Consider the following 26,347-nt stretch of genomic DNA (forward strand, 5'->3'; position numbering starts at 1 on the left):
TTGTAATCGGGCCCCATTATAAAAATGTAAGGCACCTTATAACTTATTTACAATAGCTCCATCGAGTTACGCAGCTATTAGTTTAGCAAAAATTCGCAATACACTAACTACTTATTCAAACATTGTCGATAGTAGTAGTTTCAATCTATTTGCTTGGTTTACTGCACTGGAGCCAGGATCGTAGTCGATGGCAGCAATGCGCACGTCTGGGTAGGCAGCAGATAGGGTTTTAACCATACCTTTACCTGTTACATGGTTTGGCAAGCAGCCGAATGGTTGCAAGCATACGATTTGTTTGGCCCCTTTTTCGATGAGGTCAATCATATCACCTGTGAGGAACCAGCCTTCACCACATTGGTTACCAAGACCGATGAATTGTGCTGCTTCTTTTGCTACCTCTGTCATACGTTGTAGTGGGTCAAAGTTTTTAGACGCCGCTACTGCTTTAGCGTATGGCAAGCGGTATAGTTCAAGGGCTTCACGAGCCAGTGTACCAAAGAAGCCAGATAGCCATGTACCATCAAGGTGTTTAGCACGGTATGTACTATCCATTGCGCAGTACAAGAAGAAGTCTAATAGGCCAGATGTAACAACTTCGCCACCTTCTTTTTCAATGAGTTCATTGATATGGTTATTAGCACTCGGATGGAACTTAACGTAAATTTCCCCTACGACGCCAACGCGAGGTTTTTGTATATCTTTATTAACTGGCAAGTTATCAAAGTCATGAATGATTTCTTTGATGTACTTATTGTACTGACGAAGGCTTGCAGATGTAATGTTTTGCTGTAATTTTTTAATCCAGTAATCACATAATGCATCCGTAGAGCCTGGGTTAGTTTCGTATGGACGTGTAGCCAATACACATTGCATGAGGGCATCACCGTAAACAACGGCTTGGATCATACGATGTAAGAAACCTTTTGTCAATTTGAAGCCTGGTTGACGTTCCATGTCGCTCGCATTGAGGGATAGGATTGGTACTTGCTTCATACCGGCATCGATTAAAGCCTTACGCAAGTAACCGATGTAGTTTGTAGCACGACAACCACCACCTGTTTGGGAGATGATAACAGCCGTTTTATTGATATCATATTTACCAGATAATAGAGCAGACATGAGCTGACCTACAACGATAATCGCTGGGTAACATGCATCATTATTGATGTATTTTAAGCCCACTTCAATGTCGTCACGCGTTGGAGCTGGCAACATTTCAAAGTCATAGCCTTCATTTTTGAGGACTGGATCTAAGAGACTAAAATGCAATGGTGACATTTGTGGCACCAAGATTTTATAAGTCTTACGCATTTCCTCAGTGAACACAACGCGATTATAATCGTACGTTGGTAATTGCTCTTCCACCACTTCTGGGGCTTCTGGGTTATGATGACGACGCAAGCTACGTTCCATTACGGATTGCAAGGAACGCAAACGAATCGTTACTGCCCCAAGGTTTGTACCTTCATCAATTTTGAGTAAGGTATGAATTTTATGGTTTGCTGAAAGTATATCTTTTACTTGATCCGCTACGATAGAGTCAAGGCCACAACCGAAGGAGTTAAGTTCAACGATTTGGAAGCCTTCTGTTCTGCTTACGAATTCAGCAGCACGGTATAAACGACTATGGTAGGACCATTGGTCTACAACTCGCAAATGCTTGATATCATTACCGAGAGGTGCTACACCATCTTCAGTAAGAACAGCCATCCCTAGAGATGTAATGAGCTCAGGAATACCGTGATTAATACCGGAGTCTAAATGATATGGACGACCAGCTAAAACGATGGTTGGAATTTGTTCTGCTACGAGGCGAGAAACAGTTTTCTTCGTCGTTTCACGGTAAGAGGCTTTACAATTTTCTTGCTCTTCCCAAGCGAGGTCTACTGCCTTAGCAATATCTTTCTTCTTGAGATCCAAGAAGTCCAATGCTTTCACAAGGGCAGGAACAAGAGATTTTTTATCAGCCAACGGCAAGAATGGCGCGTGGAATGGAGTATCCCCCAGAACCTCCTGCATGTTGTTTTTGATAAGTTCTGGATAGGAAATAACCATTGGACAATGGTAGTTATTGTCGCGGCTAAATTCCTTAGGACCATGTTGCACACAAGGGTACCAAACAAAGTCTACCTGTGCATTCGCAAGGTCACGAATATGACCATGTACGGCTTTTGCTGGGTAGCAAGCTGTATCAGATGGAATCGTATCAATAGCCTTATTGTATTGTTCCTTTGTAGTGTAATCGGAAAGGATTACTTCATAGCCAAGTGTATTAAAGAATGTAAACCAGAATGGGAAATCCTCATACATGTTGAGGACGCGCGGAATACCTACGCGCATTTTACCTTCGAACTCTGGAATATTTTTCTTCAAGTAATAATCAAAGTATCGGCGTAATTTTACATCCACCAAGTTAGGAACTGCTTTGCGTTCCTCTTGAATCATACCGCCCGCACCGCGGTCACAACGATTGCCCGTTACGTAAGTACGACCATCAGAGAAAGCATTGATGGTAAGCATACAGTTATTGGAGCAAAGTCCGCAATTGCGCATTGTCGTAGCAACTTGTAAGGAATTAAGCCCTTCGCTATCTAACAATGTACTATTACCCTTTTGCAACTCTTCAGCTGTTTCAGCAGCAAGAAGAGCCATACCGTATGCGCCCATCAAGCCAGATACGTCAGGACGAATTACTTCTACGCCCATCAATTTTTCGAAGGCGCGCAAAACGGATTCATTGTAGAATGTACCGCCTTGTACAACGATATGATCACCCAATTCTTTAGGATCTTTTACCTTAAGAACCTTGTAAAGGGCATTTTTAATTACAGAATAAGCAAGGCCTGCTGCAATATCTTGTACCGTAGCACCTTCTTTTTGAGCTTGCTTAACCTTAGAGTTCATGAATACGGTACAACGAGAACCCAAGTCGATTGGCAAGGATGCCAATAAACCTTCCTTCGCGAATTGATCGATTGGAATGCGTAGACCGGATGCGAATGTATCGATGAAGGAGCCGCAACCAGAGGAGCATGCTTCGTTCAATACGATATCTTCGATGTAGCCATCGCGAACCTTACAGCATTTCATATCTTGACCGCCGATGTCCAAGATAAAGGATACATCAGGGCAGAAGTAGCGAGCCGCACGATAGTGAGCCATTGTTTCTACTTCACCGATATCGATGCCGAGGGCCCGTTTAAGAAAGGCTTCGCCATAGCCAGTTACGCCAGAGTGCGCAATATACGCACCTTTAGGCAATAATGTGTAAATTTGCTCGATAATTTCACGAGATTTTTCTAATGGTTTACCATGGTTAGGACCATAGTGAGAGAAGATAATTTCCTTATTGCTGTTAATGAGTACTACTTTTAGCGTAGTAGAGCCAGCATCAATACCAAGGTAACAAGGACCTTGAGCATCCTCGATATTTGCCTTTGGCGTTACCGCCTTAGCATGACGAGCTCGGAATTCTTCTAATTCTTGTTCATTTTTAAATAGCGGATCTACACGGTCTGTAGCTTCCATAGGAATACCGATAAGAGCACCGATTTCCTTTGTCAATTGACCAACCGTAATCTCACGGCATTCATCTTTCATCAATGCCGCCCCTAAAGCGATGAATAATTCACCATTCTCAGGGATAATGCGTTGAGACTCTTCCAGCTCTAATGTGTCACAGAAGCATTGGCGTAATTCGGACAAGAATGTCAACGGGCCGCCAAGAAATGCCACATTACCTTCGATTTTGTGGCCGCATGCGAGGCCTGCAATCGTTTGGTTTACGATAGCTTGGAATACGGATTTAGCAATATTTTCATGAGATGCACCTTGATTTAACAAGGCTTGAACGTCGGTTTTTGCAAACACGCCACAACGTGCTGCAATCGGATAAATTGTATCAGAATTCATAGCCAATTGGTTGAGACCAGATGCATCAGTTTGCAACAAGGTCGCCATTTGGTCGATGAAAGCGCCTGTACCACCAGCACACGAACCATTCATACGGTGTTCTGCAGTTTGACCTAAGTAAGTAACCTTCGCATCCTCACCACCTAGTTCGATGATAACATCTGTTTCTGGATAGAGCGCTTTTACAGCTCGCGTTTCAGCGATAACCTCTTGTACGAATGGAATGCGCACTTTGTCGGCCATCGCCATACCACCAGAACCAGTGATACATACATGAACTAGATCATCTTCATGGCCCGCTTGAGCCTCTTGGAGCAAGGTATATACTGTGTCCAAAATGTTCGCATAATGGCGTACGTATTTCTTATACAAATAATTATCGTGTTCGTCTAATAGTACAACTTTAACCGTTGTAGACCCCACGTCAATACCCATGCGTAGCATGTGCTGCATAAATACCTCTCTTTTTAACAACCGTATGACCACCTAGGCGATCATACTCGTTTTTGTGAAAGTAGCACATCATAAAATACCAAATACGATGTACTAAACATCTAACTTGTAAAACTCAAAATTAGATGAGGATATTATACTTTCACGAAAATATCTAAATTTTTAAATATCCTACTTATATTATACAACAAAAGCAGTTAAAATCTAAGCTTTCCATATTCCAAAGAGTTATAGAGAATATACCTAAATTTGAATTGCAACGTCATATTTCCTATAGGATATAAAAAGTATTATAACACTTTACTATGAAAAAAGATGTATCTAGCAGTACTTAAATAAACTGATAACAGTCATATAAAAATAAGAAAAGAGCCTTCAATAAAATCATTAAAGACTCTTTTCAAAATATTATGTTACTATCGGTGTTATATGGATTTACAGCACCTTTTTATACAAGCTAACCAGATCATCATGGTTGGCTGGATATGGATTAAATCTGTAACACATATCCTCTAGTGCTCTATCTGCCATGAGATTAAGTTTCGCTTCAGATGTAGCTTTGTCTACGCCAAACTCAGTAAGTGTCATCGGGCACTCTAAGGTGCGTTGTAATTTTACAATCGCCTCTAACAGAGCTCCTAGCTTATCTCCATCGGATGCTTTATGCGATGCAAAGCCCAATTTAGCAGATAGATGAGCATATTTCTTAGCTACTTCTTGATTGCGAGAGCAATTAAATCCAATTACATACGGCAAGAGCATACTATTAGCTAGACCATGAGGCACATGGAATTGTCCTCCCAACTGATGAGCCATAGCATGAACGATACCTAAGCCAGCCTTGTTAAAGGAAAGACCTGCAAGGCATGATGCTTCGTGCATAGACATGCGGTCTTGCTCTGTTGCTGTTGGCTTATGACATCTTGGTAAGTATTCAAAGACAAGCTCAATCGCCTGTTGTGCCAATGCATCGGTAAAATTATTAGCAGCAGTCGCTACATAGGCTTCTAGAGCATGAACGAGTACATCCATACCACTAAAAGCAGTAACACTTGGTGGAGATGTTTTTACAAATAACGGTGTTAATAAAGCCTCATCTGGTAATACCGCATCATCCACAAGAGGATACTTAATTTGTGTTTCGCTGTCTGTAAGAACAGCAAAGGATGTCACTTCAGAGCCGGTTCCACTTGTAGTAGGAACGGCGATGAAGGATTTGATATCCATATGCTTTAGCTTACGACCAAAATAAGCTATACCTTTGCTCATATCGATGCAGGATCCCCCACCAATGGCAATGATAACGGTCGGTTTGATACCTTCCATAAATTCAATGCCCTTTACTACATGCGTTATGGGCGGATCAGGCACCACATCAGTGTAGATAGTTACTTTATTTTTACTATCCATTAAGCCCATCACATACGTAAGGCTTGGAGAATCTTTTAAAAATGGATCACATATGATGAGGATGGATTCATTATTAAATTCTGTAAGACGATTCAACGAATCTGGCCCTGCATAAATTTGGGTTGGAAAAGTCCATTGATTCATATGCTCACCACCTATCGAATATTGAATCCTGTTGTTAAGCAACATCTACGACGGCGTGCAAAGCAGCGCGCTGATGTAGTAGATTCCCCAGTAGGTGTAGCAATTGTAAAGGTTGTCGTACCTTCACCACTAAAACCAAGTCCAGCATAGGATGGACCATTCTTAACAAAAATAGATGTTTTCATCTTACGAGCCATCCGATTGAGGCGTTCCATATTCAAAGAATGCATGGTTGCCGTATGATGTAAGCCCGCTTCTAACATCAAGCATACATCGAGACCTTCATCAAAGCTATCTACCGTCACAACCGGTAGAATAGGCATTAACATTTCGATCACTGCAAATGGATGGTCTTTTGGAGCTCGCAAGATAATCAAGCGTGGATCACCATTATACGGAATATGAGCCGCATCAAGGATAACACTCGCATTTTTACCTACAAACTGTTTATTTGGCGTCCCATTTGGCAAGACTGTTAAGTCTACCAAGCGTTGAATATCTTGTTGATTATCAATGAGGACACATCCTGCTTTCACCATTTCTTGAACTAACTGTGGCTCAATTTGGCGCATAGCAACAACGCTCTTTTCGGCAATACAAAGGATGTTATTATCAAGGCTAGCACCGAGAACGATATCTTGGGCTGCTTTCTTAATGTCTGCCGTTTCATCTACAAAGGCTGGTGGATTACCAGCACCAGCACCGATAACCTTTTTACCACTTTGAAGTGCTTGTTTTACAACCCCAGGACCACCAGTAACAACTAATAAGCTCACATCTGGGTGTAGCATCATCTCTTGAGCAGACTCAATAGATGGCTCACGTAGTGTAACAATAAGGTTTTCAATACCAATCGATTTGACAATCACTTGGTTGAGTTCACTAACAAGCTCTCGACTCAGATGCTTGGCGCCTGGATGAACACTAAAGAATACGGCATTTCCTGCTGCTAGCATACCGATTGTATTACATATTAACGTTTCTGCTGGATTTGTACTCGGTGTAATAGCACCGATGACACCATAAGCAGACAATTCATATAATGTCATGCCGTTGTCACCAGTTTCACACTCCGTAACGAGATCTTCTACACCCGGTGTTTTATCGAGTGTAAGATTTAATTTCAATACTTTATCTGCAACACGGCCCATTCCTGTTTCTTCCACAGTTTTTTGAGCCAATTCTTGTACTCGTGGGCGCATAGCAGCACGAATATCTGCTATTACCTTTTCACGAGTTGCCAAGGTGCAATCTTCAAAGCGCGCTTGCGCTTCTTTTGCTGCTCGAATAGCCTCATCCACCGTGTCAAACACACCCGGTGCTACTTGACCTCTAGATACTTGTTTAACTGGTTGTGATGAGGCTGCTTCTTGCTTTTGCCCCTGTAATACATCTATAACCATGGAGCGGATCATTTCTTTCAACTGTGTATTGTTTTCCATCATGAACCTCCATATAGGTTGCATTGCTGATGCAATGACCATGTCAACTAACGGTGTACACAATCAAGGATACATTCATGATGTGACACAATAACTAGGTTTAACTCTGGCACCAGCTATTTCCTATACAATTATTTTTCAAAACTATCAATAATACCCACAATAGCGCAATCTACTGCGGTGCCTTTATCATCTTCGAAAATATGCCGTGCCGATGAGCCTCGAGTTAGAAGCACATATTCACCTTCACCAGCACATACTGTATCGACGGCGATTTCTATGCGCCCCGTCAACTCTTGTTCTCCATCGAGAATGTCCACCATCATCAGTTTCATTCCCTTTAGAGATTCATGCTTTTGAGTAGATACGATACTACCCACTACTTTACCGACTTGCATACTTCTCGTTCCCTTCAATTATTGTGATACCTAAGCGCTCTATCTCTTCGCGAGCGGCCATGGTAAACCGTTGTCCCCTATATATGACGATAATAGACTGACTTTCACAAGATCTAACAAAAGAGGCTGTTATCCATCCTTGTGAGGAAGCATATACAGGATGTCCAAATTTATCTAGAAATTTGATGGGCCAGTCTAGAATGACTGATGGATTCATCAACGAGGTCACCGGAACTGCTAGTCGTATTGTTACCTCGCAGTCATAGGCCAATGCACGGTGCAAACAGGCTATCCAAGGCACCAATGTATCGCTCATTAACTCTCGTATATGACCATAATCTATACCAGCAAAAGAAATGAGTTGGTTCTGCAACAATATATGTTCATCATAACTAGTGTTCTCCGTGACCATAAAGGTTGCAGTGGATGTCATGCGCTTTTCTAGGCGTTCTAGCACCAGTTTAACTAATGCATCCATATTAATGCTCACTTCCCATGGCAATCCCTAAGGGCGTTACAAATTCTGGATATAGTGGCTTATCTACAGGTAATCCTATATATTGGCTGAAAGTTTTTGTAAACTCCTCAAAATTAGAAGCACCACCTACGACAACAATAGGAGTCCCTTTTTCATAGCCACCCTCTTGCAACGCGCGCTTAGAAATAGCTGCCATTTTTTCAACTACGGGCCGTATCGTTGCATATACATCGCGTTTGTTTGCTTCATTCCGTTTATAAGCCTCTGCCTCAGGAATAGAGATACCATAAGCCCCGCTAATAACGAGGTTCATATGGGTGCCCCCTGTCGGCTCATCTACGGTATATACAACGCGGCCATCCTTCAAAATGCTTATGCCTGTAGTACCACCACCGACGTCGATAACAACGCCATCGGTAATGCCTAGCACATTAGCAGCAGCGGTAGGTTCGTCTAAAATACAAGTTACTTCAAAACCGGCGCTTTCTAGAACGTGACCTACTACATCTTTATTCTTGCCTATCGTCCCAGGTGGTACAGCTGCCGCGGCATATACAAGTTCTGTGCCTAAGGCTGCTTCTGCCTTAGCTTTTAAAGCACGCGTTATTGTAACAGCGCCTACATAGTCAACTACAAGACCGTCTCGAATGGACTCATTGTATTCAAAGGCGCCATATATGGGTTTGCCTTTATCATTTACTACGGATAGGACAATAGATGATGTGCCAAGGTCAATGCCTACACGCAAATTCTTTTGATTATGAGAGCTCACTTGTTTAGACTCTACAAGATCAGAGAACTCTTGCAAGGTATTATTTGCCTTTTTCAAACCTTTCATCATATCACCTACTTTACTGTACAATTCTCGCCATCACTGTACCTTGTACATTGGCAGCATTTGCCTCATCTGTATCAATGTGTAGTTCTAGGACAAAACCAGGTACGGCCCGAACGATGACATCACCAAACACAGTGGTGCGTTCTGGCGTTTGAAGTTCAACATTAACGCTATCGCCATCGTTTACATTAAGCCGTTTTGCATCATCAGGCGACATATGAATATGTCGTTTTGCAGCGATACAAATAGGTTTCGTGATCTCTCCGTTTTCAGTACATAGAGTAATTTCTACGGCTGATTCTAAATGACCAGATAGCACAATAGGAGGTTTTATACCCAATACACGAGCATCGGTCAGAGATACCTCCACTTGTGACTGTTTTCTAAGGGGCCCCAAAACGCGCACATTTTGAATTACCCCTTTTGGTCCCACTAAGGTAACAGTTTGTTCTGAAGCAAACTCTCCTGTTTGCTTTAAGTCACTTTTCTTAGTAATAGCCTGATTCGGAAATAATACATCCCAGTCCGCCTGACATAGATGGACATGTCTATTGCTAACACCTACGGGAATGGACGATTCGAACATGGCTTCGATCACTTCTCGTACAATAGCACGAATCTGTTCCCGATCCATAAGCTATTATCCTTTCTTAGGTAAGATTAATTCTACGTCGCTATGAGGGCGTGGAATTACATGAGTAGATACTACTTCGCCTACTTTTTGTGCTGCTGCACAGCCTGCATCAACCGCTGCTTTTACAGCGCCAACATCACCGCGAACCATTACAGTTACAAGACCGGAACCAATTTTTTCAGTACCTTCTAATGTAACGTTAGCTGCTTTTACCATTGCGTCAGCCGCTTCAATTGCGCCTACTAAACCTTTTGTTTCTACCATGCCTAATGCGTTATTCATGATAATCTCCTTTATTGCCTCTTACCTTTATATTATTTCTTTTTAGTGCTTTTTTTCGGTGTAGCTTTTTTCGTTACTGCCTTCTTGGAATCCTTCGGATCAACAATGGTAGAAACGATTTCATTCAACACCTTTACAGCTTTTTCATCGAGAGAAGACTTCTTTTCTTCATTCTCGGCTTTACCATTTTCCTTAGAACCATGTTTAACATCGTCGTTACCGTCTTTGTTAGGTTCTTCTTTAACTACTTCTTTTACTGACTCTATTTCAACAGATAGCTTAGCTGGCTGTTCTTTAAAGTCATCATTGAAAGCTTCTACAAGGCCTTCTGCTGGGCGAGGAATTACCTTATGCGCTACATATAGATTCATTCCCGTAGTGATAGCAACGCCTGTTTGAACGGCTGCATCTACAGCGGCTACATCGCCTGCTACTTTAACAGTCATCCACCCAGAGCCTTTAGCCTTTTCAATGCCTACTAGCCTTACATTGGCAGCCTTAACCATTGCATCTGATGCGGTAATAGCCCCCAATAACCCAGCCACCTCAAGCAATCCTAGCGACTCTTTCACCATGCCACCTCCCGTCTAATACTTGGATGATTCGCTCTCTGGATTCATGCATTCCTATAATGCTAGCTACGTTGCATATCTACTAACATTTGACGAATCAAATCTTTTAACTCTGGCTCTTGAGGCTCTGATTTTAGATCTGCTTTTGGTTCTTCTTTTGGTTGAACTTGAGCAGGTTCCTCTTTGAGCATTCCTACTTCATCCATTATGTCCATAATGATAGCCCGTAACATTTGTTCATTTAGTTCTGCCATTATGAATCCTCCTATTCACATTGTGAAAGTATCATCTATTGCGACGTGATAATGATATGTAATGAATGTATGACTCTTTGAACTAACATTCATTAAATAATGTAAGCATTACCTTTATTCTTAGGTCTTTCTCCCATAGTTTCTAGTAATGCTAAACCCACATCACGTGCTACTTTTACAGCTTGTTTAACAGCGCCAGAATCACCACTGATTTGTAAAATAACTTCGTTACTCATAGCTGAACTCGATGGAGAACGATAGCCTACCACATCTACATTAGCTGATTTAACAGCTGCATCGGCCATAACTACACCGATAGCGGCTGGAGCACCAACGATTAAGCCAAAAGCTTTACCTTCTGGAGTCCCGATGGCAGTTACTAAGGCATCGCCTGCACGAGCTGTATATTGAACTTCCACATGACCTGCTTCATTCATATATACTTCCCCGAAAGTACGTTCTAATTCACGTAATGCTACCTCTACAGAACGTCTTACATCGGATACGTCATCGCCACCGAATATAATGAGGGAACCAGAACCGGCGCCACCTTTCATATCTCTGGCGAATTCAATGCTAACAATCTCTGTATTCGTTGCTTTTACAGCTTCATCAGCGGCCATGATTTGCGGCCCTGCACCTGTACGTGAGCCTAAGATACCGATAGATCGATATGACTTAGTGACCTTCATAGCTTCCAATACTTGACTGTCTACATTGGCAATAACGAGACCTACTGTATCACCTGTAGTAGTGCTACCTACGTGTTCAGTAATTACAGATGTTTGTAGTTGAGCTGCATTAGAGGTACGTACAGCTGACGAGCTACTACTAGAAGATACCTTACTTGCAGCACCAGCAGTTATATTTCCTAAATTAGCGCCGTCAATACGCATCAATACGCGTTTTAAAATCTCATCTACCATACTTTTAGTATCGGTCATAGTTATTCACCCTTTGTTGGTAAAATACCTTCCACATCTCTATGTGGTCTTGGAATTACATGAGTAGAGATAACAACACCTACGCGTTCTGCAGCGGCTGCACCTGCATCTACGGCAGCTTTTACAGCACCTACATCACCGCGAACCATAACAGTAACGAGACCAGAGCCAATTTTTTCATTGCCCACTAGTTCCACATTAGCTGCTTTAAGCATTGCATCAGCTGCTTCAATAGCGCCTACTAGGCCCTTAGTTTCCACCATACCTAATGCTTCTTGTGTCATCTGTTTTCTCTCCTTTTACAAAACATAGTACAAAGATTACAAATTTATTTTTCTAATAATTCAACCATAGTCCCTATATTCATAAAGGCAAAATGTGCAGTTTTAAGTAGTTGTACCATCAGTACAGCTCCTGTACCTTCACCCAATGCCATTTGACCATGGATGGGAACCTCATCAAGACGTATATTTGCATACGCTAATGCTGCGGCCATTCCTACTTCACGAGAATAATGAGAAGGAATGCCATACAATGGCGCATCACCATTCATTTGAGTGGCACAAGCCATCGCTACCGCTGTAATATACCCATCAATAACGAATGGGATATGTAAATCTGTACAAGCTACCATCGCACCTGTAATTGCGGCTATATCAAAGCCACCAACGCGACTAATAACATCCTTTGGTGTATTGAGATGCCCTTTATGATGAGCGAGTGCAGTCCGTACAAACTCACGTTTTTGATTCATATACGCTTCGTCATCGGGACCAGATCCAGGTCCTACAGTTATGCGTGGGTCTAATTTTGTGAGCCCGCTTAACACGGCTGCTGATGTGGTAGTATTACCAACGCCCATTTCACCGAAGGAAAATAGATTAATTCCTGATTCCGCATAATACACAACGCGGTTGTAACCAGCTTGGTATGCTAAATCAAATTCTTCGCCGCTCATAGCGGCACCATGTAAAATATTTTTCGTACCTTGACTAACTTTTCGGTCTATACCGATGCCTTTAGGACACGCAATACCAACGTCTACCACTTCGTAAGGAATATGGTTAAAGATACAGTAATTGGCAACTGCACTTTTACCATCAATCATATTTTGAGATTGTTTACGAGTGATTTCATAGTTATAACCGATTAGTCCGTCTACGGAAATTCCATTATCTGCAGAAAAGATAATATGTTGTACATGAATCTCAGGCCGAATTTCTTGCCAAGCGAGACACATTTTTTTGAAATATCGCTCCCATAGACCTAAGCTTTTTGGAATGATCGCCTTATTTAAAATAAATTGGTTGAGTTGTTCTTCAAAACCTCTGTCCATGGAAAAACCTTCTTTCAACTAACTATATATGTAGTCACATAAACGGTCCAACGATGCTTGATCGTGAACGGATATTTCAAAAATCTTATTCGCTCCCGCTAGCTTGAGATTTCGGCGAGGCGCCTCCACATCTTTTCCCGTATCAACCTTTGATACAACACCGATAACCTCACGATTTAAAGAGTTTCCAAAGCTTGGTGGGAATATAGTTGTTTCATCGCCAGCAGGAATCATGAAAATCACTATATCCGCATCATAGGCGTGCAAGATAATTCCTCGATAGTAATTAGGATTTTCCATATATTCCCCTGGGGTATCAATAAAATTCCCTACTCGAGTTATGGCTTGTGTCTTGTGATACGTTGCAGAGCCATGAGTAATCGTATCTGCCAATGTGGTCTTACCACATCCGCTGCGCCCTACGAGAAGGATGCGTTTTTCTTTCTGTTCGGTACTCATAATTACCCTTTCATTAGGATCTTGTTAAATCCGTTGGGAAGAATCCTAATATGCGTTGCAATCCTTCAATAACACTTTGCAATGCTGATTCAACAGCAGATACATCACCTGTTATGAGAAGTGCCCCCGAAAATCTGTCGATGAAACCAATTTCTATATCACCAGACTTGCTTGCAATATCGGCTGCAATAATGGTCCCTTCGCCAGGTGTTATGGTAAGAATCCCAATGGCATTACGCCCTTTTTCTTCAAGCCCCATTTTTCTAAATAAATCAGGCTTAGGATTGGCAATAACATGGGCTATCGTAACCTGCTTTCCGGGTACAAATTCTTGAATGATGCGCTGTTTAGCATCAATTACCTCTTGAAAGGCCATATAATCTCCTCCTAATACAAAATGTATAGTTTATATAGTGACACGGACCATCCATAGGAGTCTCTCAATATAGATTCCCTTAAGGTGCCACCAATTTGAAGAATACTACTGCTAATCCTGCCCCAATCAATGGTCCCACAAATGGAACCCAAGCATATTGCCAGTTAGCCGTTCCCTTGTTAGGAATTGGCAAAATAGTATATGCCAAGCGAGGACCGAAGTCACGAGCTGGGTTTAACGCATACCCTGTAGTTGCACCAAAGGACATACCAATAGATGCTATGAGGATGCCTATAACCACTGGAGCTAAGCCATCTACCATCTTGCCTAAACAAAGGATGGCTAGAATGAGCATAAACGTAGCAATAATTTCAGAAATCAAATTGCAAGGTTTATGATCAATAGCTGGACCAGTTGCAAAAATACCTACGCAGTTACCTTCATCAGGACCTGTTTCCTTGAAGTGCGGATAATAGAATACAGCTGCAATAGTAGCACCTACAAAAGCGCCTGCAATTTGAGCGATAGACATTGGAATCACTTGTTCCCATGGGAAGATACCTGCTACAGCGAGAGCAAAGGTAACGGCAGGGTTCAAATGACCAGGTCCACCTAGTGTAATACCTATATACACACCAAAGGTTACAGCAAAGGCCCATCCAAAAATAATGTGTAACCAGTTAGTACCAAAAATACCAACGATGGTTTTCTTTAATAAAATCGATGCATTTGTACTGTTACCAAATGCGAGTAAAACGGCAGTACCAACAAACTCACTGATATACATTTGTGTTACGTCCATTGTTTTCACCTCATTGATTTAACAAAGATTGTAATGCATGAGATGCAATGTCCATATCTTCCGCCACAGTGCCACCGCTAATGCCGAAACCACCGACAATTTCACCGTCGATGATAATCGGATAACCTCCACCAAAGGTACAGATTTTACGATTTACCATGGATTCAATGTTGAATAGATCGCCATCAGGCTGTGCACTTTGATGTACTTCGTGAGTTGCCGCTTTTAGAGCCACTGCTGTATACGCCTTTGCCTGTGCGATATCGTTGCTGATGAGCAATGCATCTGACATACGATGGAAATACATTAATACACCTTTTGCATCCACAATGGATACAACGATAGGTACACCTATGGACTGAGCATAGTCCATGGCTGCTTGTGAAAGTTTTGTCATAATTTCTTCTAGCTTTGTTCTAGTTGCCATATAACTAACTCCATTTTCAGTATTATGCCCCATATGCCATAAGCTCCGTTTCGTTTCCGCCAGTACTTCAGCATGACTGTTCTTAACACGTTCTGCTACGCGCTCTACAATTGTTTCTACAAATTGCACATAGTCTTCCATGCGAGCCATGATATAAAGAGCATCAGATAATCGATTTATAAATTTTCGAACCTCATCGCGAATTGGTTCTACTTCACCTAAACTAATGAGTAATCGTTCCCCTCGACGACAGATAGTACGCGCCACATGAAGCTCTGCAGCAGATAAATAATTACCGCTTAATATAAAGCTATGTTGTTGTGGTAATCGCTTCGTATAGTCATCGATCATACGTTCCAAGTCGCTAATATCTTGTTGTGAAATCAAGTTGCTACTTTCACTAAGATGTTCTACATGAGGCGTTGCTACCTCCGCACATAAGCGGAATAGCTGATGTTGTAATGTGTGAAGCACATGTTTATTCTCCTGTGAGACGACTAATTTCTCACACACACTAACCTGTGCATTTAATTCATCAAAGGTTCCATATGTGTCCACACGAAGTGAATTCTTAGGTACTCTAGTGCCATCAAAGAGAGCCGTTGTACCTGCATCACCGGTTTTCGTATAAATAGCCATATGCACCACCTCTCAAGTTGTTGTATTTAAAAGGCCACTTCCAATCGTTCATCAGAAACGAAAGGATTTCCTTTTACAAGGCGAGCTGCATTGACACCTAAGGTGCGTAAGCTATCTGGATATTGACTGTAACCACTTAGTCGGTAGATAAATTGATGAGCTGGTATGTTTTTATAGGTCAATACAATAGCCTGTTCATCAACGCCTATACCTACAGATAAAGCGGAATTACGAGATGCTAGATCAGCCAATGCCATATGCGTACCACTGTGGGACTCAATGACAACTGGTAGCCCTTCCTCTTCAATACCATGTAGAACGGGTTTTAGTACATCCTCACTAATATGCTGTGTAGCATACAGCAATATGGTTGGCTTGCTGATGATACTTTGGTCCATCATAGGCCTCCCTTCTGTGCATAGGATAATACCAAGCCTGTTGCTACCGCATTACGTGCACCTTCAACGCCTCTAATATTACCTCGACCGGCTACTAATGCATATTGTGAAAGTGCATCGGTGACGAGTTGAGGAATCTCAAAGTCTAATGCAGAACCACCTACGATAACTACGAATGGTATATCTCGCACATTATGAGTAGGACTAACAGATGCTAAAGCACGGAGAGAGTTTGTTACAAACACCCGTTTCTTTGCTGTTTGACGAACACGTTTAATCGTTTCTAGTGGAATATCTCGCTCTACAGGAACGAGCCCATCAGGCGTAACGATAACAACGCGTCCAAACAATGCTGCCGGAAGTGGTTCATTAAAGAACTGCACCGTTCCGTCTTCGTGACGAATGTGATATACACTGAGTACTTGAGCCAATGGATCTCGCTTAATGGCCTCTGCAATATGCATATCCTCTAACCCAAGTTCGGAGTTGATGAGCATTGTTACCATGTTTCCCGCCCCAGCTAGATGAATAGCCTTAATTTTTCCTTCTTGATTGATGATAGATGCATCAGTAGAGCCCGCACCTAAGTCGAGTATAGCCATTGGTTTTGTAGTCCCTGGCGTTGTCAACGCGCCTAAGATAGCTGATTCAGCCTCTTCACCGCCGATTTCAACAGGAACACCCAATTCCTTTTCTACCTGCTTTGCAATGATTTCCATTTGTAGATGATCTGACTTAACCATAGAGGCAATGCCTACAGCCTGTTCCATAGAGAACTCACCTGCAAGGCCACCTTTCACATTAATAGGAACAGCCACATCTACAGCTAGTAAATCTTGAATATATACGTCTTGCGGTGATTTATTCGTCAATTGCGCCATTGTGAGGCGAACCTTTTCAAGCATGCCACCAACATTCGTACCTGCTTCCCCGCTGATATCCTCGATAGGATGAACGGATTCAAGGGTTTCCATGATTCGCTCCGCCCCTGCTGATACGTCAACAGATACAGTTCTACCGTTACCCATTACTATAATGGAACCAGCTGGTATCACCCGTTCTTTAACATCCCCTGCAGGTGTTTTGATAACTACAGCAGAACGGTTCCCGATGAGGGCTCTCGCAATAGGTACAATGTTCTTTGTTTCCTCTGGTGAAAGCTCAAATACAGTGGCAATACCATAAGGATTAGATAATTGTGATACTACTTGCCCAGGCTCTACAACCTCTACGGCGGAAAGCATCCCCATTGGGATTTTGTCGATATACGCAACCTCGTCTACGATAGGAATTTTATGATCTAATCGATTATTGACGAGTACACCATCATCGGCTTGAAGGATAGCAGCTCGAATATCATAGCCTCTTTTACAGTACGCATTGATAAGCTGTGCTACCAATTCAAAGTCGATAATCTTTGGAGCTACCACAATGTATGGTTGACCTTGCGGCTTATCGATTAATTGCTCAATAGGAACGGTATACCCTACACCAAGGCCTAACCCGCCCGGTGTTTTAGGGTTGTGCCCTATCATGGTAGATTCCGTAATGATGGTTTCCGTAATGGTCTCCATAGCTACATCACCGATAACTGGTGTAGCCTCATTAATACGAACTAAGTCAATATCTCGTAGTGTAAGATTAGCAGACCTGATTAGCGACTTGAGGGCATCCATGAGGCCTACGATATTTTCGCGAGTCCCTTTAATGCCTGTAGTACTAGCGATAGCAGAGGATAGGAACTTTACCTCACCATTGCTATGCACTTCAGCCAAGGCCGCTTCTGTTGTCGAGTTTCCAATATCGATGCCAACAATTCGTTTCATAATGACATCTCCTATAGGTTAATTATCACCTTTCAGTTTTTTACGACGTTCGTAGTTTTCTGCTGCTTCTCGTACAAAGTTTGCACAAATAGGAGCACCTAAGCCATCAAGCTCGCTAGCAATATCCAACAGTTCTTGTTTAGAAGAACGATATGGGCGAAGCGCATTGTACATTTCAAGTAAGCGTTTATCGCTAACTTTTGTCATTTCTGCAGCACGAGAGAAATTAAGTTCAATTTGATCGCGACCACCAGCCTTAGCGATTTGACCTTGGGCTTTCAAAATAGATGGAGAAATTTTCAAATCATCCATTGTAATGTGACCTGCCATAACATTTTCCATCGTAATATGGCTCAAGTCACGGCCTTGACCAAGATCAATCCATTCTGGATGTTTTTTAGCAATCGGATAATCTTCGATTGTAACTACTCTATCTACTGTGTTAGTTGTAGATGGTGTATGAGGCGTTGAATACTGTGTTGTACTGCCTTTCGCCCCTTCTATTTCAGATACGATCTGCCTAATTAAGGCTTCTAATTCGTTAGCCATAGTAAACCTCCTTATACAGTGACACGAACTTCATCAGCTGGCTTACCTTTTACTACATGCTTAGTTTCCTTGATGTGAAGTAACGCGGACAATGCTTGGTATTTTGGACGAGCCATTTGATCGTTCAATGTTGGTACTGGTGTTGGGGATTCGCCCTTAGCGTATTTAGCAGCATTTTTACCGATAGCGCGGTATGTTTCAGCTGTTAATAGCGGTGCTTGAGGGAATAATTCCAAATTTGAAAGTGGTTGTAAGTCTCGTTGGTGAATCAAGGTTGTACCTTTAGATTGAATGCCGATACATACACCGGATCCAGAAATAGAATCACCTTCAACGGCTACAGCCGCTACGTCAGAGGAACGGTATACGCGAATTACACGAGCTTTTAAACCTTCTTCTTCGATACCAGCTACTAATTGGCGAATTACCTCTTGATGCGGTACACCAACGATAGTTTGTCGTTGACTACGGCCAAAGGCAGGGCCAACAGCAATAACCACTTCATCTGCGCTTGTACCAGGTTGTGCAGGGCCACCAGTTTGGAGCCAGCTATCGTCACCAGTTGGATCTTCATGTCTAGGAGCCGCACTTGGTGTTGTGCTTTTACCAGCACTAGCCTTGAATTGTGGTGCTTCATGAACACCACCCATTTCTTGTAAAACGTCTAGGATAATAGAACGTAATACATCTCTGTTAATTTCAGCCATCATGACACCTCCTTATATATCCCGTGGATCAATGGCGTTTGGAATATCTTTAATGCGTTCCCAATCTTCACCTTCCACACGATAACCTGTGCCAACACCTTGATAGTCATTTCTATTGTTAATCGCGGAGATAACATTGAAATCACGGTCAAAGATGGCCGATGTTTGTAAGTAATCGCCGGAGATTTTTTGTTTTAATAGATTCAAAATACTTTGTGCTACATCAGGATGACCTTCTTTAGCTAAGCCTTTTACAAAGTCAATACCTGTAACACCGCGATTCAACAAATCTTGAGCCGCTTTAATATCTGCAACCTTGTCACGAGGAGGCATATCTTTAGAGCCATTTGCATAGGTAGCAGCCTCTACCTCTTGATCTGTAATTGGAGGCAAGCCCAATGCTTTGAACAAGGCTTGAAGTGCACGAGCCGCTTTATTACGAACCGCTACTACTTCTTCTTCACGAGCAGGAATAAGACCGCCATTTACTTTTAGGTCACGTTGGATAACTGTCCAGTCATCATAGTCTTCTGCATCCCAGTTAGAACCAGCAAACATATTGTCATAGTTTGGTGTAGAGCTATAACCAGAGCAAATGAAGTCAGTACCAGGTGCAAATTGCATCAATGTACGAGCTGTTCTACGCAAATCAGAATGACTGAAAGTTTGGTCATTACTAGATGCACATTCAAGGTCGAGCATAGCTGCTACAAGGTTTTCTGCTAATACAGCGCGGATACCAGAAGGTACAGCGGCTGGAATACCGATACAGCTTACAGAACCATTTTGGATACCTTGTACGCCAGCGCCTTTTGTGATGTATAGGCAACGGATTTCAAGGTATAACATAGATTTACCTTCTGCTTGGCCCATTTGTACTTCAGAACCTGTACCAGAGGTGAAGCGCATTTTAAGACCACGAGATGCATAAGCAGATGCGAGGAATCCTTTAGACCAAGGTGTATCATCACCATCGGTAAATACGTCTTCTGTACCATATACGGAAATTGTTTCTGCATATGCTGTGAAGCCACGCATGCCAAGTTCTAATTCTGTCGCTTCTTCCAAGGAGCATTGTGTCAATACACCTGGTCGACCACATTGAGAGCCTACGAGTAAGCTAATCGCATTAAGTGGTGCGTAACGAGCAACGGCTACTGTTGTTTCTTCTTCTGCAAACCCACGAAGTGCACCTTCCGCAGCATCGGCTGCGATTTGCACTGGATTATCGTTTACGTTCGTTACATGGGCTTGGTTAGCCATTGTACGACGAGCACGCATTTTTTGCATACATTGCATCATTTCAACAACGTTCATAGAAGAAACAACTTCCAACATTTTCGCTGGAGTAATAGATTTACAAATCTTAACGATTTCTTCACGAGGTACTGATGGTGTAAGCATCATATTAGCAATCTCTTTTGAGTCCATTGCCATCGCTTGTTGAGCACCATCGAGAACGATACCGTAGTTTGCAATAAATGTATCGATAAGATCAAAGTCTTCGCGGCGTTTACCATCGAGTTCAACGATGCGACCACCTTCGATTTTAAGGCTAGGCTTTGGATCTTGAGGAGATTCCATGGCTATAAAACCTTCCTCTACCCATTCCTTTACATAACCATCCTGATTGACAGGACGTTGACTTAAAACTTCGAAACGTTTTGATTTCATAGGGCATACCATCCTTTCAGATTAGATATAGGAAGGGGCTCCGTTCACTGGTTCGTCACCCATCGTAGCTAGCAATTTTTTACCTACTTCACGAGCAGAGATAACCGCTTGTCGTACAGCCCCAGAATCGCCAGAAATCTGTAAAATAACTTCGTTAGAATTGCTTGTGCCTGCAGAAGGAGATGCATAACCAATTACATCAACGTTAGCAGATTTAACAGCTACATCGGCCATCACTACACCAATAGCTGCAGGAGCACCTACAATAAGGCCAAATGCTTTACCTTCAGGAGCACCAAATGCTGCATTTACTGCATGACTAGCGCGTGCTGTATATTGCAATTCAAGATGACCAGCATCATTTGCGTAAACATCGCCAAAGGTGCGTTCCACTTCAGCCAATGCCACTTCAATAGCGCGTTTTACATCGGATACATCATCACCACCAAAGATGATAAGAGAACCGTGACCTGCGCCACCTTTAGTATCACGAGGTAATTCAATGCTAACGATTTCAGTATTTGTCGCTTTTACTGCTTCGTCAGCTGCCATAATATGAGGACCTGCACCAGTACGTGCACCTAAAATACCGATAGAACGATATTTTTTCTTCAATTGCATCGCATCTAATACTTGTTGATCTACATTAGCAATTACGAGACCTATAGTATCACCAGTTTTGCTAGTCCCTACAAATTCAGTTAATCCACATGTTGTTACCATAATACCCTCCATACGTGTAATGAAAGTATCTTTGTACAGGAATGTATGTTGCTGTATGTTATGCTATATCTCCTGATATTGTTTTAAGTCGCCTTATATCGCTTTTTATCATTTCATTTATTCTTCATATATATGCAACGATATTCCCTGTACACCATATAATTTTATAGAGCATGCATTGCTATTCAGTCACTGTCCATTGGGCTCAATCCTTTCTAAATATATGTAATATAAGGGTTTTTCTATCTTTATTATAAAAATTCTGTAATACAACTTTTTTTTGTGTATTTGTAAAATGCGATTTTTCTATTACAAAAATGCTACAATCCTGTTATACTTATACATATAAAAGCAAGTAATAACTTATTTTTATATGTATATGAAATTTATGTGGTGTATCACTTTTCTCTTTTCTTAGGTTTAGAGCCTGCCCTTTAGATTGAGAGCAAATAGATCTTATTTTGGCAGTATGCTTACTAGACCTCTTAGCACATTTGTGATTGGAGGTTTCACTATGATTTGTACTCGGGAAGATACTAAACTTATCAACGAAATCATGCGAGATTTCACAAACATAACAAAAATTGCGGCCATTTTCGTCAATAATCGCGGAAAAGTATTATCTCAAGAATACAATTTCTCCCCCTTCTGCAAGGTAGTAAGACGAAACCCAACCTACGCCAAGCGATGCAATCAATGCGACTTATATGGTGGCCTAGATGCTACAAAAGAACTATCCTCCTGTCCGTATCGCTGTCATATGGGGCTCATAGATTTCTCCGTACCCATTATGAAAGATGGTGCCATCTTAGGTTTCATCATGGCAGGACAAACAAAAACAGAGGACACAACTATTAAGCCGATTTTACCTACCCAAACTGATTGGCATTCTGACACCAAGCTTCGCGCCTTATATCGGACCTTGCCTGTTTTGACTGCAGAACAAATTTACAGTGCTACAAAGGTGTTGAGGATCTTGGTAGAACATTACTTCCCATTTAACGATGCCATCGCCGAGGAAATGCCTTATGAACAATTGCCAGACTTTGTAGAGTCGGAACGACCTATTAATCGTCCAGAAATCCGAAAAGCTATGCTATACATAGAAAAAAATTTGAGCAAACGCGTGTCGCTCAGGAGGATTTCGGAGCATATTCATTTAAGCGAGTCTTACTTCTCTAAAATCTTTAAAGATGATACAGGCCTATCGGTAGTGCAGTATATAACACTATTGCGCATACAAGAAGCTAAAAAGCTATTGGTATATTCTCAACTGACGGTTAATCAGATTAGTAAAACATTGGGCTATAACAGAACAAGCTACTTCTGTAAAATATTCAAGCTAGCTACCACCGAAACACCACATTCGTACAGAAAAAAATATGCAAAACCAATTGATGCGTAATATGCTAAATATTAGCAGTTTAACTATGCAATAAAAAATAGAGTGATGAGATCCTAGATATAGGACTTCATCACTCTATTTTTATTTAGAAATACTAAATTTGAGAGGAGGAGTTCAGACAACTATTATAAAAACACCAATGCTACATAATAGACTTATAAATACTAATTATATCTTCTAGTGTTGGATCTTTTGGATTGCCTGGTGTACAAGCATCCGCCATTGCGGACTTAGCTAAAAATTCTAAATCCTCTTCTTTAACACCAACATCCTTAAGATGTTTAGGAATATTAACATCATCAGCTAGTTGTTGAATTGCCACAATAGCAGCATTATCAGCTTCCGCTTTACTCATTTGCTCTAGATTTTGAACACCAAATGCTCTAGCAATTTCCTTATACTTATTACCGGTAGCACTAGCATTATACTTTAATACAGCAGTCAACATCATTGCACAAGCTTTGCCATGTGGAACATCATAAATTGCACTAAGTGGATGAGCCATTGAATGTACAATCCCTAATCCAACATTAGAGAACCCCATACCTGCAATATACTGTGCCAAAGACATTTCTTCTCTAGCATCATAATCACCGTCTACAGATTTACGTAAAGACTTTGCAATTAATTCGATAGCTTTGATGTGTAGCATATCGGTTAATTCCCATGCACCTTTAGTAATATACCCTTCTATTGCATGAACTAAGGCATCCATACCTGTTGATGCACAAAGACCTTTCGGCATAGACGCAGACATATCTGGATCAACAATCGCAACTACAGGAATATCATGTGGGTCAACACAAACAAATTTACGCTTTTTCTCAACATCAGTAATAACGTAGTTAATAGTAACTTCAGCAGCCGTACCCGCTGTAGTACTAACTGCAATAATAGGTAGTGACTTATTTTTAGTTTCAGCTAAACCCTCTAGACTTCTAACATCAGAGAATTCTGGATTAGTCATTATAATACCAATAGCTTTACTAGCATCAATGATACTACCTCCGCCAACAGCTACAATAGCTTGAGCACCAAATCTTTTACATACATCAACACCATTTTTAATATTTTCAATGGTTGGGTTTGGTTTAATATCTGTATATACTTCAAAATTAACGTCCGCATCACGAAGCAAATCTGTAACCTTCGTAGCAACACCAAATTCAAGAAGATCTTTATCAGTCGTAACTAAAATCTTTTGAAAATGTCGTGATTGAAGTTCATTTACAATCTCTTTAATCGCTCCTTTACCAAAATATGAAGTTTCATTGAGAATTATACGTTTACTCATATTATCATCTCCTAGGAATCATTTTCTCCAAAGTCTTTTGGCTACCATATCTAAATCAGATTTTACGGAATCTGTCAGCTTTGAAATAGGAACTCTACAATTTTCTTTAATTGAGCATCCCATCTCACTCAAAGCCCATTTCATAAGTGGGTTAAACGGAGTATACGCTTCATAGAATAAAGCATATGTGTCAATCTTTCGCTGAATTTCTACAATTTGATTAAAATTACCTTCATTCAAAGCAACAACTAAATCATGACACAATTTAGGATATACATTAGATAATGCACCAATGCATCCAGCACCACCGGAGATAACTACAGGAACACAGTTAGTATCATAACCAGTATACACAGCAAAGTTCGGATATAATGGTAAAATTTCATTAATATATTTCTGACTATGACGAGAAACTGGATGTGTATCTTTAATACCAATTAAATTTTTATGTTTTTCTAATAGTCGTAATACGGTATTAACAGATATATCATATCCTGTGCGATCTTGATAATTATAGAGATAAACATTACCAGAAATATGTCCTAAGATATCATCAAAATAGTTGAACACATCCTCTTGGCTACATGCACTATAATATGGTCCTACAATAATAACTGCATCAGCTCCCTGCTCCAGAGCAAAATTAGATAGGTTGATAGTTTCCAATCTATTCATACGCCCTGTACCAGCTATTACAATACCACGATGATTAATATATTGAACTGCATCTGATATTAATTGCTCGGCTTCATTATAATTTAAGGCATAAAATTCGCCTGCACTTCCGCCTACTAAAATTCCATCAATGCCACCTTCAAGCACATGATCATACAGTGAATGCATATCATCATAATTAATAGTGCTATCATCATTAAAAGATGTTAATATTGGACAAAAATATTTGCTCTTCATATACAATACTCCCCTCTATTTATTTAAATCATACACTAAATCCATATCTGCCCACCATTCGCTTTTTAATGCACCATCAATGCGTTTTTGGCATGGGTCAGTTTCTTTCCACCAACGATTTGTTTCTGGATCTTGTGCCATTTTTGCCATATCATACTCAAAATCATCACCACAATATTCCATTACAGAAAATAGTAAGTCATCACGATTCCAAATCTTATATTTAGTAATACCACATTCTCTAATCATTTTATTTACACTCGAGAATGGATTAGCATGCAACTTTTTATAATATTCTGCTTTTTCTGGACGTAGTTTTATAACGGATGCAAAAAGTTGTGGGCGATTAATTTTATATAATTTCTTAGCATTTTTACTAAAGATATCTAAATCATCATTGAAATACTCACGCACACAGTTTAAATGATCTTCAAATGATGAATACAAATTAACTACAGGATAGTTGGATGCATACATTAGTCTTGAATGATCAAAGGTTCCAGAAATAAAGTCTAAAAGATTTTTTACGAATACCTTATTATCAGTCGGGAATCCCGAAACCTTACAGTATACATTAGGTAGTGATGCTAATTTTGTCATTGCCTTTTTATAGCTATCATCTAAAGTACTAACATTACCACAATGATTAATTACTACTTTAGCCTCTGGAACTTGCTTAATCGAGTTATATAAGTCTTCTAATTCATCTACTCGATTACAACTTTCAAATAATAAATCTTGTTTAGCTAGTACTTCCAAACCTTGAATAAAGCTTCGTTCTAAACATCTCCCTCGAGGAGAGCTATCTATATGAAGTGGTTCTCTGACACCAACAATACCGATTGGTAATCGCATATGCTCACATAAATGACGAGCTCTCATTACACGAGCCAGAATATATGGGCTTTTCAATTTAAAGATATAGTCATCTTCTTGAATTGCGTTATCACAATCTACCTCTACGTACACACCACCTTTAAAATTGAAATCATACTGCCCATAAGCCTTTACAATATCATCCATCGAAAAGCTTCGTTTTATAATCCCTGCGCAAGAATT

At 40.9% G+C, this 26,347-nt stretch carries 27 protein-coding genes; 1 reads left to right on the forward strand and 26 read right to left on the reverse strand.

From position 1 onward, the window contains the following. Nucleotides 1–111 precede the first annotated feature (111 nt). The 23 genes from VEHSUH06_RS05680 to pduB (VEHSUH06_RS05790) all read right to left on the reverse strand — a co-directional run bounded on the left by VEHSUH06_RS05680 (nt 112) and on the right by pduB (VEHSUH06_RS05790) (nt 21,677). Nucleotides 112–4,365, reverse strand: coding sequence for an acyl-CoA dehydratase activase-related protein (locus VEHSUH06_RS05680; RefSeq protein WP_105098099.1), 4,254 nt, complete (start codon nt 4,363–4,365; stop codon nt 112–114). Between the two features lie 435 nt (nt 4,366–4,800). Further along, nucleotides 4,801–5,919 (reverse strand): 1-propanol dehydrogenase PduQ, encoded by a 1,119-nt coding sequence (locus VEHSUH06_RS05685; RefSeq protein ID WP_105098100.1) that lies wholly within the window; start codon nt 5,917–5,919, stop codon nt 4,801–4,803. An 11-nt stretch (nt 5,920–5,930) separates the two neighbouring features. Next, nucleotides 5,931–7,364 carry an aldehyde dehydrogenase family protein gene (locus VEHSUH06_RS05690; RefSeq protein WP_233187885.1) on the reverse strand — a complete coding sequence of 478 codons (1,434 nt, stop codon included), beginning with the start codon at nt 7,362–7,364 and terminating at the stop codon, nt 5,931–5,933. Nucleotides 7,365–7,492: 128 nt separating this feature from the next. Next, entirely contained in the window at nt 7,493–7,759 is a 267-nt protein-coding gene (locus VEHSUH06_RS05695) for a EutN/CcmL family microcompartment protein (RefSeq protein ID WP_024066335.1), read from the reverse strand. Then, entirely contained in the window at nt 7,746–8,249 is a 504-nt protein-coding gene (pduM, locus tag VEHSUH06_RS05700) for a PduM family microcompartment protein (RefSeq protein ID WP_233187886.1), read from the reverse strand. Before pduM ends, VEHSUH06_RS05695 begins: the two co-directional genes overlap by 14 nt. Further along, complete coding sequence (eutJ, locus tag VEHSUH06_RS05705) at nt 8,239–9,078, reverse strand: ethanolamine utilization protein EutJ (RefSeq protein ID WP_233187887.1); 840 nt, start codon at nt 9,076–9,078, stop codon at nt 8,239–8,241. Before eutJ ends, pduM begins: the two co-directional genes overlap by 11 nt. Nucleotides 9,079–9,088: 10 nt before the next feature. Continuing rightward, nucleotides 9,089–9,709 carry a phosphate propanoyltransferase gene (pduL, locus tag VEHSUH06_RS05710; RefSeq protein WP_105098104.1) on the reverse strand — a complete coding sequence of 207 codons (621 nt, stop codon included), beginning with the start codon at nt 9,707–9,709 and terminating at the stop codon, nt 9,089–9,091. 6 nt (nt 9,710–9,715) lie between these two features. Further along, nucleotides 9,716–9,991 (reverse strand): propanediol utilization microcompartment protein PduA, encoded by a 276-nt coding sequence (pduA, locus tag VEHSUH06_RS05715; RefSeq protein ID WP_005385294.1) that lies wholly within the window; start codon nt 9,989–9,991, stop codon nt 9,716–9,718. 32 nt (nt 9,992–10,023) lie between these two features. Next, on the reverse strand, nt 10,024–10,566 hold the full coding sequence (locus tag VEHSUH06_RS10920; protein WP_199179739.1) for a BMC domain-containing protein: 543 nt from the start codon (nt 10,564–10,566) through the stop codon (nt 10,024–10,026). A 59-nt stretch (nt 10,567–10,625) separates the two neighbouring features. Further along, complete coding sequence (locus VEHSUH06_RS05725) at nt 10,626–10,817, reverse strand: hypothetical protein (protein WP_105098105.1); 192 nt, start codon at nt 10,815–10,817, stop codon at nt 10,626–10,628. Between the two features lie 92 nt (nt 10,818–10,909). Then, nucleotides 10,910–11,761, reverse strand: coding sequence for a propanediol utilization microcompartment protein PduB (gene pduB, locus VEHSUH06_RS05730; protein ID WP_105098106.1), 852 nt, complete (start codon nt 11,759–11,761; stop codon nt 10,910–10,912). A 2-nt stretch (nt 11,762–11,763) separates the two neighbouring features. Further along, nucleotides 11,764–12,045, reverse strand: coding sequence for a propanediol utilization microcompartment protein PduA (gene pduA, locus VEHSUH06_RS05735; RefSeq protein WP_059364808.1), 282 nt, complete (start codon nt 12,043–12,045; stop codon nt 11,764–11,766). A 44-nt stretch (nt 12,046–12,089) separates the two neighbouring features. Beyond that, complete coding sequence (locus VEHSUH06_RS05740) at nt 12,090–13,097, reverse strand: nicotinate-nucleotide--dimethylbenzimidazole phosphoribosyltransferase (RefSeq protein ID WP_105098107.1); 1,008 nt, start codon at nt 13,095–13,097, stop codon at nt 12,090–12,092. Between the two features lie 18 nt (nt 13,098–13,115). Then, nucleotides 13,116–13,556 carry a EutP/PduV family microcompartment system protein gene (locus VEHSUH06_RS05745; protein WP_105098108.1) on the reverse strand — a complete coding sequence of 147 codons (441 nt, stop codon included), beginning with the start codon at nt 13,554–13,556 and terminating at the stop codon, nt 13,116–13,118. A 13-nt stretch (nt 13,557–13,569) separates the two neighbouring features. After that, nucleotides 13,570–13,932 carry an ethanolamine utilization microcompartment protein EutS gene (gene eutS / locus VEHSUH06_RS05750; RefSeq protein WP_008602338.1) on the reverse strand — a complete coding sequence of 121 codons (363 nt, stop codon included), beginning with the start codon at nt 13,930–13,932 and terminating at the stop codon, nt 13,570–13,572. Between the two features lie 79 nt (nt 13,933–14,011). Beyond that, nucleotides 14,012–14,734, reverse strand: coding sequence for an MIP/aquaporin family protein (locus VEHSUH06_RS05755; RefSeq protein WP_105098109.1), 723 nt, complete (start codon nt 14,732–14,734; stop codon nt 14,012–14,014). A gap of 10 nt (nt 14,735–14,744) precedes the next feature. Next, nucleotides 14,745–15,800, reverse strand: a complete 1,056-nt coding sequence (locus tag VEHSUH06_RS05760) for a cob(I)yrinic acid a,c-diamide adenosyltransferase (RefSeq protein WP_105098110.1) — start codon at nt 15,798–15,800, stop codon at nt 14,745–14,747. Nucleotides 15,801–15,826: 26 nt separating this feature from the next. Further along, nucleotides 15,827–16,201: a glycerol dehydratase reactivase beta/small subunit family protein gene (locus VEHSUH06_RS05765; RefSeq protein ID WP_105098111.1), complete on the reverse strand. Its 375-nt coding sequence runs from the start codon at nt 16,199–16,201 to the stop codon at nt 15,827–15,829. Further along, nucleotides 16,198–18,024: a diol dehydratase reactivase subunit alpha gene (locus VEHSUH06_RS05770; RefSeq protein ID WP_105098112.1), complete on the reverse strand. Its 1,827-nt coding sequence runs from the start codon at nt 18,022–18,024 to the stop codon at nt 16,198–16,200. The genes VEHSUH06_RS05765 and VEHSUH06_RS05770 overlap by 4 nt, the downstream gene beginning before the upstream one ends. 18 nt (nt 18,025–18,042) lie before the next feature. Further along, nucleotides 18,043–18,573 (reverse strand): diol dehydratase small subunit, encoded by a 531-nt coding sequence (locus VEHSUH06_RS05775; RefSeq protein ID WP_105098113.1) that lies wholly within the window; start codon nt 18,571–18,573, stop codon nt 18,043–18,045. Nucleotides 18,574–18,584: 11 nt separating this feature from the next. Further along, the gene (locus VEHSUH06_RS05780; protein WP_009352508.1) at nt 18,585–19,283 is read right to left on the reverse strand and encodes a propanediol/glycerol family dehydratase medium subunit; all 699 of its coding nucleotides are present in this window, start codon (nt 19,281–19,283) and stop codon (nt 18,585–18,587) included. Between the two features lie 9 nt (nt 19,284–19,292). Beyond that, entirely contained in the window at nt 19,293–20,954 is a 1,662-nt protein-coding gene (locus tag VEHSUH06_RS05785; protein ID WP_009352238.1) for a propanediol/glycerol family dehydratase large subunit, read from the reverse strand. 21 nt (nt 20,955–20,975) lie between these two features. After that, nucleotides 20,976–21,677, reverse strand: coding sequence for a propanediol utilization microcompartment protein PduB (gene pduB / locus VEHSUH06_RS05790; protein WP_105098114.1), 702 nt, complete (start codon nt 21,675–21,677; stop codon nt 20,976–20,978). A gap of 514 nt (nt 21,678–22,191) precedes the next feature. Here pduB (VEHSUH06_RS05790) and VEHSUH06_RS05795 point away from each other — a divergent pair. Beyond that, the gene (locus VEHSUH06_RS05795; RefSeq protein WP_105098115.1) at nt 22,192–23,082 is read left to right on the forward strand and encodes a PocR ligand-binding domain-containing protein; all 891 of its coding nucleotides are present in this window, start codon (nt 22,192–22,194) and stop codon (nt 23,080–23,082) included. A 142-nt stretch (nt 23,083–23,224) separates the two neighbouring features. Here VEHSUH06_RS05795 and fucO read toward each other — a convergent pair whose 3' ends face one another. From fucO to VEHSUH06_RS05810, 3 genes are read right to left on the reverse strand one after another with little or no spacing between them, the layout of a single operon-like run. Next, on the reverse strand, nt 23,225–24,376 hold the full coding sequence (gene fucO, locus VEHSUH06_RS05800; protein WP_105098116.1) for a lactaldehyde reductase: 1,152 nt from the start codon (nt 24,374–24,376) through the stop codon (nt 23,225–23,227). Nucleotides 24,377–24,394: 18 nt separating this feature from the next. Next, entirely contained in the window at nt 24,395–25,288 is an 894-nt protein-coding gene (locus VEHSUH06_RS05805; RefSeq protein WP_105098117.1) for a dihydrodipicolinate synthase family protein, read from the reverse strand. A 15-nt stretch (nt 25,289–25,303) separates the two neighbouring features. After that, the gene (locus tag VEHSUH06_RS05810) at nt 25,304–26,311 is read right to left on the reverse strand and encodes an L-rhamnose mutarotase (RefSeq protein WP_233187888.1); all 1,008 of its coding nucleotides are present in this window, start codon (nt 26,309–26,311) and stop codon (nt 25,304–25,306) included. Nucleotides 26,312–26,347 lie beyond the last annotated feature (36 nt).

The sequence above is a fragment of the Veillonella sp. S13053-19 genome (assembly GCF_002959835.1).
In the GTDB taxonomy this organism is placed as follows: Bacteria; Bacillota; Negativicutes; order Veillonellales; family Veillonellaceae; genus Veillonella; species Veillonella rogosae.